The organism is Pseudoclavibacter sp. RFBJ3 (assembly GCF_002931375.1).
Lineage (GTDB): Bacteria > Actinomycetota > Actinomycetes > Actinomycetales > Microbacteriaceae > Pseudoclavibacter.
This window is the reverse complement of record NZ_PSXZ01000001.1, coordinates 457,140-468,560: the sequence shown is the minus strand read 5'-3', so window position 1 is coordinate 468,560 and position 11,421 is coordinate 457,140. Positions and strand designations below refer to the sequence as shown.

Sequence of the window (11,421 nt, the reverse complement as noted above, 5' to 3'; positions counted from 1 at the left end):
CCCCACCCGCAGAATCCACCACCTCCCCCGCGCCCGCGGATGCCCCCGCAGAGCCCGCGGCCGTGGCCGCAGAGCGCGCGGCGCCCGCAAAGTTGTGGCCAAACGCGATCGCCCGCGACACGAACCGCACTTCGCCAAAACTCTCCGCAGCGGAAGCCGCCGGTGCGACGCAGCTGCGGCTTCTGCTCGCCGGGGAGGTCGCGCTCGACGGCGACAAGGACAGCGACAGCGGCGGCGACGAGGACTGCGCCAGCGCCAGCGCCAATGCCGAGGCCGGCCCCGCTCGCCGCGGCGCGACGGTGACCCCGCTCGCCGGCGCCCCGCGCATCCGCATCACATGGGACGAGGGCGTGCACGCGAGCCTGACGCCCATCGAGCTCGAGGATCCGATGCTCACGGACGTGTGGGGCCCTAGACTCGTGCGACTCGACCTCGACGTCGCACACCGGTCAACGCTGACCGTCACCGCGCGACAAGAGCACTCGACACTGCCCCTCGGGCAGACAGAAGCTGTGGGGGTCACAGAATGATGGAACAGGGATCACGACTCGCGACCGAGCGGCGGGACCTCATCCTCGAGCGGCTACTCGCGTCCGGCGCGGTGCGGGTCGCCGAGCTCACCGACGCTCTGGATGTCACCCCCGTCACGCTGCGACGCGACCTGCAGCAGCTGGAAGCGGAGGGGCTGCTCGTGCGCGTGCACGGCGGCGCGGTGCTCCCGCCCGACGGCGCACCGGCCCTGCAGGCGCGCCAGGCGAACAACGGCGCGCAGCAGACCATCGGCGTGCTCGTGCCGTCACTCGACTTCTACTGGCCGCGCGTCATCCGCGGCATGGAGCAGGCGGCCCGCGAGCAGGGCGCGAAGCTCCTGCTCCGCGGCACGTCCTACGAGATGCAGGATGAGCGGCCCGTGCTCGAGCGCATGGTCGAGCACGAGGGCGTCACCGGCCTTGTCGTCGCGCCCAACACCGACACCGACCACGCGCGCGAGGTCATGGAGTGGCTGCACGAATCCGGCCTGCCGTTTGTGCTCGCCGAACGCGACGCCGTCGTCGGCCCCGACCGCACCCCGGCCGAATCGGTCACCACCGACCACGCGCTGGGCGCCGTGCTCGCGGCCCGGCACCTCGCGCAGCTCGGGCACCGCAAGGTCGGCCTGTTCATCTCGCGGAACTCCCCCACCTCGCGCAAGATCATCGCGGGCTGGTCCGCCGCGTGCCGCGAGCTCGGCCTCACGCCAGGTGAGCATGTCGAGCGCATCCTGCCCGACCGCCGCGACCCGCGATTCTCGGGGGCGGTGGATGCCGTGCTCGATGCAGTCCTCGAGGCGGGCGTCACGGCTCTCCTCGTGCACTCCGACCGGGAGGCGATGGCGATCATCGACGTCGCCCTCGCCCGCGGGCTGAGCGTGCCGGAGGACCTGTCGGTGGTCGCCTACGACGACGAGGTCGCCGACCTCTTCACGCCGGCGCTGACCGCGGTCACGCCGCCCCGCTCCTCGCTCGGGCGGGCCGCCGTGACGACCCTGCTCGCGCGCATCGCCGACCCGACGCGCCCCGTGCACCGCACCGTGCTCAGCCCGAGCTTCAACTCGCGACTCTCCACGGCACCGCCTCGCGACAGCTGAGGCGTTTGCGGGCGTTCTCCCAGCCTTCCCGCCCGGGCATCCCCCTAAGCTCTTCCGAAGCAAGGGGAGTACTCCCGTCTGCGGTGTGCCCGTCAATACGAGCGTGATTCCACGTTCCGGGGCACCGGTTCCGCCATGTCAGCGTCGCTGATCTGGTCGGGGCGGAGGAGACCTTGGTGTCGTTGTCGAACACCAATCCCCCTTTGGAGTACCCCCATGCAGGTCACGACCACTGTCTGGCTCATCACGATCGCGGTGACGATCGGATTCTTCGTCTACGAGTTCTTCGCGCACGTGCGGAAGCCGCACGAGCCGACCATCCGCGAATCCGCTCGCTGGTCGGCGTTCTACATCGGCCTCGCGCTGCTGTTCGGCGTCGGCATCGGCTTCGTCACCGACTGGCGCTACGGTGGCGAGTACTTCGCCGGCTACCTGACAGAGAAGGCGCTGTCGCTGGACAACCTCTTCCTGTTCCTCATCATCATGACCGGCTTCGCGGTGCCCAAGATCTACCAGCAGAAGGTGCTGATGATCGGCATCGTCATCGCGCTCATCATGCGCGGTGGCTTCATCGCCGTGGGGGCCGCCCTCATCGAGAACTTCTCCTGGGTGTTCTACCTGTTCGGCGCGCTGCTGTTCGTGCTCGCCTACCAGCAGATCAAGGGCGACCACGGAGACCCCTCGAACAACGCCTTCATGCGCTTCGTACGCCGCATCCTGCCCGTCACGGATGAGTACCACGGCGACAAGATGACCGTGAAGAAGGACGGCAAGCGCTTCGTCACCCCGATGCTCCTCACGATCGTCGCGATCGGCTTCATCGACCTGGTCTTCGCGCTCGACTCGATCCCCGCGATCTACGGGCTCACCAACGAGGCGTACATCGTGTTCACCGCGAACGCCTTCGCGCTCATGGGCCTGCGCCAGCTGTTCTTCCTCATCGGCGGACTGCTCGAGCGCCTCGTCTACCTCAGCCAGGGCCTCGCCGTGATCCTCGGTTTCATCGCCGTGAAGCTCGTCTTCCACGCCCTGCACGTCAACGAGGTGCCGTTCATCAACGGCGGCGAGCCGCTGCTGTGGGTGCCGGAGATCCCGATCTGGTTCTCGCTCACGTTCATCGGAACGACCATCGCGGTCGCCACGATCGCGAGCCTCCTCAAGACGCGGAACGACCGCAGCAAGTCCGAGCGCTCCACGGTGCAGGACGAGCCCATCGAGACGGCGGCCGACGCTGCGGATGCGCCCCGCGCCGCCAGCGCGGGCCGCGCCGCGAGCGACGCGACCTCGAGCGGGTCCCCCGTCTCCGGCGGCGACTCCCGCGACGCCTAGCCGCCGCAGAACCCCGACACCGCGAACGCTGCCCGGCGTCTCGCCCTCTGAGACCACTCTCAGAGGGCGAAACGCCGGGCAGCGTCGCAGGTGGGGCGAAAGCTGCGATGCGACGCCTCGGCGAGGACAGGGCCAGCGCTCCAGTTGACGCGCGTTAGTCAGTGTCGTACTGTGCTCCTATCGCTCGCATTAACGCGAGTTAGTCAACGAAGACAGGATTCCAATGAGCGGTCAGAATGCGTCGGCACACGGGGGTCCCGTGCGTGCGAAGGCAGTCACGATGGCCGACGTGGCACGCCACGCGGGCGTCAGCCGGACGGCAGTCTCCTTCGCTCTGAACGGAACGGACGCGGCCATCCCGGAGGGCACCAGGCGCCGCATCCGCGATGCCGCAGCCGAGCTCGGGTACCGCCCGAACGCGGCAGCCAGAGCACTCGCCGTCCAGCGCACCGGATGGTACGGCCTCGTTACGGAGATCGTGACGGCCCCGTTCGCCGTCGACATCGTGAAGGGCGCCCAGGCCGCCGCGTGGGAGCTCGGCAGCTTCCTCCTCATCGCCCCGAGCGACGAGGAGCCGACCATGGAGTCGCTCGCGATCGAGAAGCTGCTCGAGCAGCGGGTCGAGGGCATCATCATCGCCGCGACCTGGCATCGCGGCATCCGCGTGCCGGACAACGCGCACGACGTGCCCTGCGTGCTGGTGAACTGCTACGACCTCGACAACCGAGTGCCGAGCATCGTCCCCGATGAACGCCAGGGCGGGCGCACGGCCGCTCGCGCGCTCCTCGACGCCGGACACGAGCGCATCGGCCACATCACGCTCTCCCCCGGTATCGCGGCGACGGTCGGCCGCCTCGCGGGCCTCCGCGACGAGATGCGCCTGGCGGGGCTCCCCCTCGGCGACGAGCTCATCGAGTCGAGCGACGGGACAGCGGATGGTGGCTACGCCGCGGCCACCAGACTCCTCGATCTGCCCGAGCGACCGACCGCGATCTTCTGCGGCAACGACCGCGTCGCGATGGGCGCCTATGACGCCATCAAGGAACGCGGGCTCCGGATTCCCGAGGACATCTCCGTCGTGGGCTTCGACGACCAGGAGATCCTGGCCGGCTACCTGCGACCCGGCCTGACCACCGTCGCCCTTCCCTTCGAGGAGATGGGCGCGGCAGGGGTGACCATGCTCACCTCGCTGGCAGCGGGCGAGACGATCACCGATCGACAGATCGAGATCGCCTGCCCGCTGCGCTCGCGCTCGTCCATCGGAGGTCGAATCCGATGATCGAGCAAATCCCTGCCCTGCGAACTCCTACGCACGCGAAGAAAGAGACACCATGACCCTATCCATCAGACAGCGCGTCGTCACCGTGGTCGGCATGGGCGCCGTTGCCGCGGTCGCCATGTCCGGCTGCACTGCGTCCGCTTCCGGCGCCGGTGAGGCACTCCTGACGATCCCTCGCGAGGACATGGGGACGTTCAGCCAGAACTTCAACCCGTTCTCGCCGACCGCCGCCCCGATGACGCAGCAGGCGATCTACGAGTCGATGCTCATCTACAACCCCGCCGCTGGCGACACCGTGCCGTGGCTCGCCGAGTCCTGGGAGACGAGCGGCGACGGCCTCACGCAGACCTTCGACCTCCGCGACGGCGTGCTGTGGTCCGACGGCGAGGCGTTCACCGCCGACGACGTCGTGTTCACCGTCGACCTGCAGCGCGAGCTGCTCGGCGGATTCGACTACCTCGCCGACGCCAAGGCCGTCGATGCGGACACGGTCGAGTTCACGCTTTCGAAGCCGTACAGCCCGGCGCTCTACGAGCTGGGCCAGCTGACGCTCGTCCCCGAGCACATCTGGGCGGCCGAGGAGGATCCCGGCAACTTCGAGAACCCTCTGCCCGTCGGCACCGGCCCCTACACGGAGGTCACGAACTTCCAGGCGCAGTCGTTCGACCTCCTGCCGAACCCGAACTACTGGCAGGAGGGCGCCCAGAACATCCCCGGCATCCGGATGCTGGCGTTCGCCGGAAACGACGGGGCCAACCTGGCGGCCATCAACGGCGATGTCGACTGGGCCCCGCAGTACATTCCGAACATCCAGACCGCGTTCGTCGACCGCGACCCCGAGAAGCGGCACTACTGGTTCCCGCCGACGGGATCGATGATCAACTGGCAGCTCAACACGACCCTCCCGATGTTCTCCGACGTCCGCGTCCGTCAGGCGCTGTCCATGGCGCTCGACCGCGAGCAGATCGTCGACGTCGGCATGTCCGGCTACACGAAGGCGGCGGACTGCACCGGGCTGTCTGGCGCGTATGACACCTGGCGCGACGAGGCGGTTGCGGACTCCTGCGGCTGGGCCTCGCTCGACCTCGCAGCGGCGGCAGACCTCCTCGACGCGGCTGGATACCCGGAGGGCGCAGACGGGATGCGGACCACTCCGGACGGCCAGCCGTTCTCCTTCACCATCTCGGTCGGCTCGACGTCGAGCGACTGGCTCTCGGTCGCGAACATCATCGCGCAGAACCTGGGCGAGCTCGGCATCCAGGCGACCGTCGATTCGCCCGACTGGGCCTCGGTCGTCGCCGGATACGAGACCGGCGACTTCGAGACCGGCATCGTCTGGAGCGCCGCCGCGCCGACTCCGTACCAGTACTACCGCAACACGATGTCGACGGAGACCGTCGTTCCCGTCGGCGAGCAGACCTTCGACAACTACCACCGCTTCGGCAGTGCGGACGCCGATGCGCTGCTCTCCGAACTGGCCAGCGCGTCCGAGCCGGAGCAGCAGGCAGCCGCGACCTCGGGCCTGCAGCAGCTCTTCGCGGAGCAGACCCCGGTCGTCCCCCTGTTCTCGGGCCCTGAATGGGGTGCGTACACGACCGAGCGCTTCGTCGGCTGGCCGACGGAGGAGGACCCGTACGCGACCCTCGCGACCCGTTCCTCCACCACCGTGCTCGTGCTCACGAAGCTGACACCCGCCGAGTAGCAGCCGCCTTCTCTCGCCGCCGGCCGGGCCATACCCCGGTCGGCGGCCCAGCCGCCGCCTGCCCTGAAGGGGCCGCGCCGCCATCCCATCAACTCCACCCGCTCCATCCATCGAGGAGGATGTCGTGAGCTTCATTCTGCGCAGGCTCGGGTTCTACCTGCTGGCCTTCTGGGTCTCCATAACCCTCAATTTTCTCCTCCCGCGTCTCATGCCGGGAGACCCCGTGACGCGCATGCTCTCGCGTTCTCAGCAGCGGCTCGACCCTGAGCAGGTCGATTCCCTTCGCGAGATGCTCGGCGTCAACGGCGGCCCATGGTGGCAGGAGTACCCCGAGTACCTGGTGCGCATCCTCACCGGCGACTTCGGCGTCTCCATCTCGAGGTTCCCGACCCCCGTGACGGAGGTCATCGCCCAGCAGCTGCCGTGGACGCTGCTCCTCGGCGCCGTGTCCCTGTTCATCGCCGTGATCATCGGCAACCTCCTCGGCATCCTGGCCGCGTGGCGTCGCGGTGGGGTGCTCGACTCGATCGTCCCGCCCCTGCTGGTCTTCATCGGCTCGTTCCCCTACTTCTGGCTCGCGATGGGCGCGCTCTACGTCTTCGGAGTCATGCTCGGGTGGGCCCCGCTGCGGCACGCGTTCAGCGTCGGCCTCACCCCGTCGTGGGATCCGGTGTTCATCAGCGACGTCGCGGCGCACCTGGTCCTGCCTGCGCTCTCCATCGTGCTCGTGTCGATCGGCGGGTGGATGCTCGGCATGCGCAACACGATGATCGCCACGAACTCGGAGGACTACATCCTCATGGCGGAGGCGAAGGGGCTCAGCTCGTCGCGCGTCATGCTCCGGTACGGGGCCAGGAACGCGCTGCTCCCGAGCGTCACCTCCATCGGGATGAGCCTCGGCTTCATCGTCGGCGGGGCTCTGCTCACCGAGGTCGTCTTCGCCTACCCGGGCGTCGGCTACCAGCTGCTCGCTGCCGTCCAGGGCCTCGACTACCCGCTCATGCAGGGCCTGTTCCTCACGATCACCGCCGCGGTGCTCCTCGCGAACTTCCTCGTCGACCTCATCTACGTCCGACTCGACCCGCGCGTTCGCGTGCGCTGAGAGGTACCCATGTCGATCCAAAGCCCCGAGTCGCTCGCGCACGCCTCAGCCGTCCGCGACGCGAGCCAACCGCCGAGCACCAGCCCGATCGCCACCCGTGAGCCGGATGCGCAGAACCGCTCGCGCGGACGTCAGCTGACGCGCCTGCTCCGCGCCCTGCTGCGCAACAAGAAGGCGCTATCCGGGCTCATCATCCTGCTGGTGTTCGTGGTGCTCGCGCTCACCGCACCCGTGATCTTCCCAGGTGACCCGTCTCGGATCGGGTCGGGCGGAGCAACGCCACCTAGCGCGGATCACCTGCTGGGCACCACCGCGAAGGGGCAGGATGTGCTCGCGCTCACCGTCTGGGGAGCTCGCTCGAGCCTGCTCGTCGGGTTCGTCGCGGGTGTGCTCTCGACGCTCGTCGGCATCGTCGTCGGGCTCACGAGCGCCTTCTTCGGCAAGCGCGTGGACGATGCGCTCTCGCTGGTGACGAACGTCTTCCTCCTGATTCCCGGCCTCCCGCTGCTGGTGCTGCTCGCCGCGTTCCTCCCGCCGGGACTCGGCACCGTCATCGCGGTGCTCGTCATCACGGGCTGGGCTGGCAGCGCTCGAGTGCTCCGCGCTCAGGGCCTCTCGATCCGCGGCAAGGACTACATCGGCGCCGCCATCACCTCCGGAGAGCGACCGCTGTCGATCATCCTGCGGGAGATGCTGCCCAACGTGGCATCGATCGTGATGACCACGCTCCTCGCCTGCATCATCGGAGCGATCGGAGCGCAGGCCGGCCTCGAGTTCCTCGGGCTCGGCGACCCGAACACCCTCTCGTGGGGCACAAACCTGTTCTGGGCGTCGAGCGACGGCGCGCTCATGATCGGCCAGTGGTGGATCTTCGTCCCCTCCGGTCTCGCGATCGCGCTCGTCGCCTTCGCCCTCGCCCTCTGCAACTACGCGGTCGACGAGGTCACCAACCCACGGCTCCGGAGGCCGCGCACCGCGCGGACCGCAACGGCGCCCACGACCGTCGACCGCAAGGAGCAGGCACGATGAGCGTCCTCGAAGTCCGCGACCTCACGGTCGACTACGTCAGCGACGAGCGGTCCGTCCGCGGCGCCGACCGTGTGTCCTTCTCGATCGCGCAGGGTGAGATCCTCGGCCTCGCCGGGGAGTCCGGCTGCGGGAAGTCGACGTGCGCGAACGCCATCATGCGGCTGCTGAAGGAGCCGGCCCGGATCACGGGCGGCAGCATCCTCTTCGACGGCCAGGATGTGCTGAGCATGGACGCCGGGCGCCTTCGCGATTGGCGCTGGCGGGAGGTGGCCATGGTCTTCCAATCGGCGATGAGCTCGCTCAACCCGGTGATGCGCATCGGCGACCAGCTCGTCGACACGCTGCGGGCCCACGAGCGCATCTCGAAGCGCGACGCATGGCGCCGCGCAGGGGAGCTCCTCGAGATGGTCCGGGTGGGCGCGGACCGTCTCCGCTCGTACCCGCATCAGCTCTCCGGCGGCCAGCGACAGCGGGTGGTCATCGCGATGGCCTGCTCGCTCCGCCCCCGCCTGCTGATCCTCGATGAGCCCACGACGGCCCTCGATGTCGTGGTGCAGCAGGACATCCTGCAGCAGATCCGGGACCTCCAGCAGGAGCTCGACTTCGCCGTCCTGTTCATCACCCACGACATGTCGCTCATGCTCGAGCTGTCCGATCGCATCGGCATCATGGTCGCCGGCCGCATCGTGGAGGTCGCGCCCGCCGCGGTCATCCGGGACGGCGCGCGTCATCCGTACACCCGGGCGCTGCTCGGGGCGTTCCCACCGATCAGCGGCCCGAGGACGAAGCTCTCCGGCCTGGCTGAGGGTGTGCGCTTCACCGATGTCCCCGACCTCGTCGAGGTCGCCCCTGGCCACCTCGTCGCTCCGAGCGGCGCACTGATCGAGGAGGAGACGCGATGAGCGTCGTCACCGAGCACGAACCCGTCCTGCGCGTGCGGGGCCTCTCCAAGCGGTTCCCCGGTGCCGGCCTCTTCGGCCGCCGCGGCGCGGTGGATGCCCTGTCCGACGTCGACCTGTCGATCGGCCGCGGTGAGATCGTCGCGCTCGTCGGCGAGTCCGGGTCGGGCAAGTCGACGCTGGCGCGGTGCGTCGCGCGCCTCGAGCAGCCGACGTCGGGAACCGTCGAGCTCGACGGAGTGGATGTCCTGCGCTCCGAGCGCCGCTCAGCCTCCCGCGCATACCGGAACCGCGTGCAGATGGTGTTCCAGGACCCCTTCGGATCGCTCAACCCGGCCCACCGCGTCGGGGCGGTCCTCGAGCGGACCTTCCAGCTGCACGGCATGGGCCAGGGCGACGTGCACGAACGATGCGCCCAGCTCGTCGAGTCGGTGGGCCTGGATCGCCAGGTCCTGAGCGCATTCCCGCACGAGCTCTCGGGCGGCCAACGGCAGCGCATCGCCATCGCGCGTGTGCTGGCCGTGGAACCCGATGTCATCCTCGCCGACGAACCGACGTCGATGCTCGACGTCTCCGTGCGCATCGGCGTGCTGAACCTGCTCGCCGGGCTCAGGGACGAACGCGGCATCGCCATGCTCTACGTCACGCACGACCTCGCCTCGGCGAGGTACCTCGCCGATCGGATCCTGGTCATGCACCGCGGACGGATCGTCGAGGGCGGCGAGTCGACCACGCTGCTCGCCAACCCCAGCCACCCCTACACGCGCCTGCTCGTCGGCGCCGTCCCCGACCCCAATCGGAGCTCCGCGCCGGATGTCGGCGTTCGCGCCCGCCTGCGGGAGGAGATCGCCGCGTGGACCTCCGCGCCGGCGCTCTCGCGCCGCATCGTCGACGCCGACAACGACCACTGGGTGCTCGCACCCGAGGAGAACGAATGACCGACACCACCGTCCGCGCCGACGAGCAGCTCGTGAGGGCTCAATCGGACCGGCTTCGCCCCGCCTTCCACTTCACCTCGCCGGCCGGCTGGCTCAACGACCCGAACGGGGTCGCGCAGATCGACGGCCTCCACCACCTCTTCTACCAGCACAACCCGGAAGCTCCGGTGCACAACCGCATCCACTGGGGTCACGCCGTCAGCGACGATCTCGTGCACTGGCGCGATCGTCCGATCGCGCTCCGCCCCGGAGAGGGCGCCGACGGCGACGGCTGCTGGTCCGGCGTGCTCGTCGACGACGCTGGCACGCCCACGCTGATCTACTCTGGCCGCCAGGGGCTCCGCGAGCTGCCGTGCCTCGCCGTCGGCTCGGCCGATCTCGAGGAGTGGTCGCCGCTGCCTGAGCCGGTCATCTCGACCCCTCCCGAAGGTGACCTCACGGCGTACCGCGACCACTGCGTGTGGCGCGAAGGCGACGTGTGGCGCCAGCTCATCGGCTCGGGGGTGCGCGGAGACGGTGGGTGCGCGTTCCTCTACGAGTCCACTGACCTCCGCGAGTGGCGGCTCATCGGCCCGCTCGCGTCGCTCCCCGCTGGCCAGATCGCTCTCGACGACCCGGACTGGACGGGAACGATGTGGGAGTGCGTCGACTTCTTCCGGCTGCTCCCCGGCGACTCAGCTGGAACCGCGGCGACGGCAGCGCCGGACGCCGCGAGCGGCGACCCGCACGCGCTCATCTTCTCCGCCTGGCACGAGGGCGCGACCCTGCATCCGCTGATCGCCCTCGGGAGGTATCGGGATGACCGGTTCCAGATCGACCGTGTCCAGCGGCTCGATCTCGGGAGGCGCCACGCCTACGCCCCGCAGACGTACCGCGACGAGGCGGGCCGACGCATCCTCTGGTCGTGGATGCAGGAGGGGCGCACCGACGAGGCCATGATCGCCTCGGGCTGGTCGGGGGCCATGGCCCTCCCCCGGACCCTGTGGCTCGACCGTGCGGGCGTCGTCCGGCAGGAGCCGGTTCCGGAGTTCGCCGCCCTGCGAACGCACGAGCTCGCCGGCGACTGGTCTGGCGACACCCTCGACATCGAGGTGGATGCGCTCGTCGGGGACGGTCGCCGGCTCGCCGTGACCGTTCTCGCCACCCCGGACGGCGAGGAGGCGTGTGTCGTCGAACTCGCTCGCCGGGACGGAGCGCTGCACCTGAGCCTCGACCGATCCCGGTCTTCCGCCGACACGACCGCGGACCGTTCGCGCCTCGCCGGCACGGTGCCGGAGCCGGGCACCGCCGACGACTGCGAGCGCCCCTCGCGTCTCCGCATCGTCGTCGATCGGTCCTCGATCGAGGTGTTCTGCGATGGCATCGCCCTGACGGCTCGTGTCTACCCCACCCGCACCGATGCGCTCGGCGCGAGAGTCGAGGGGAACGCGGCGGTCACGCGCGCGACCGCGTGGCACATGGCAGGCGCCGAGGAGCACAACCGGATCCAGCTGCACTGAACACGGCACCGACCCAC

At 69.4% G+C, this 11,421-nt stretch carries 9 protein-coding genes and 1 pseudogene; all 10 read left to right on the top strand.

Features of this window, described 5'->3' with window-relative positions:
* Positions 1–530 (top strand): annotated as a pseudogene (locus tag C5E07_RS19360) (hypothetical protein); the annotation flags it as partial.
* Positions 527–1,627: a substrate-binding domain-containing protein gene (locus C5E07_RS02180; RefSeq protein ID WP_104240334.1), complete on the top strand. Its 1,101-nt coding sequence runs from the start codon at positions 527–529 to the stop codon at positions 1,625–1,627. The pseudogene C5E07_RS19360 and the gene C5E07_RS02180, both read left to right, overlap by 4 nt.
* Positions 1,628–1,843: 216 nt before the next feature.
* Entirely contained in the window at positions 1,844–2,956 is a 1,113-nt protein-coding gene (locus C5E07_RS02175) for a TerC family protein (RefSeq protein WP_104298241.1), read from the top strand.
* Between the two features lie 223 nt (positions 2,957–3,179).
* Positions 3,180–4,235: a LacI family DNA-binding transcriptional regulator gene (locus C5E07_RS02170; protein ID WP_104240332.1), complete on the top strand. Its 1,056-nt coding sequence runs from the start codon at positions 3,180–3,182 to the stop codon at positions 4,233–4,235.
* A 52-nt stretch (positions 4,236–4,287) separates the two neighbouring features.
* Positions 4,288–5,937, top strand: a complete 1,650-nt coding sequence (locus tag C5E07_RS02165; RefSeq protein ID WP_104298240.1) for an ABC transporter substrate-binding protein — start codon at positions 4,288–4,290, stop codon at positions 5,935–5,937.
* Between the two features lie 124 nt (positions 5,938–6,061).
* Entirely contained in the window at positions 6,062–7,039 is a 978-nt protein-coding gene (locus tag C5E07_RS02160) for an ABC transporter permease (protein ID WP_104240330.1), read from the top strand.
* A 9-nt stretch (positions 7,040–7,048) separates the two neighbouring features.
* Positions 7,049–8,068 (top strand): ABC transporter permease, encoded by a 1,020-nt coding sequence (locus C5E07_RS02155; RefSeq protein ID WP_104298239.1) that lies wholly within the window; start codon positions 7,049–7,051, stop codon positions 8,066–8,068.
* Complete coding sequence (locus C5E07_RS02150; RefSeq protein WP_104298238.1) at positions 8,065–8,970, top strand: ABC transporter ATP-binding protein; 906 nt, start codon at positions 8,065–8,067, stop codon at positions 8,968–8,970. The genes C5E07_RS02155 and C5E07_RS02150 overlap by 4 nt, the downstream gene beginning before the upstream one ends.
* Positions 8,967–9,905, top strand: a complete 939-nt coding sequence (locus C5E07_RS02145; protein ID WP_104298237.1) for an ABC transporter ATP-binding protein — start codon at positions 8,967–8,969, stop codon at positions 9,903–9,905. Before C5E07_RS02150 ends, C5E07_RS02145 begins: the two co-directional genes overlap by 4 nt.
* Entirely contained in the window at positions 9,902–11,404 is a 1,503-nt protein-coding gene (locus C5E07_RS02140; RefSeq protein WP_104298236.1) for a glycoside hydrolase family 32 protein, read from the top strand. Before C5E07_RS02145 ends, C5E07_RS02140 begins: the two co-directional genes overlap by 4 nt.
* The last annotated feature ends 17 nt before the right edge of the window (positions 11,405–11,421 follow it).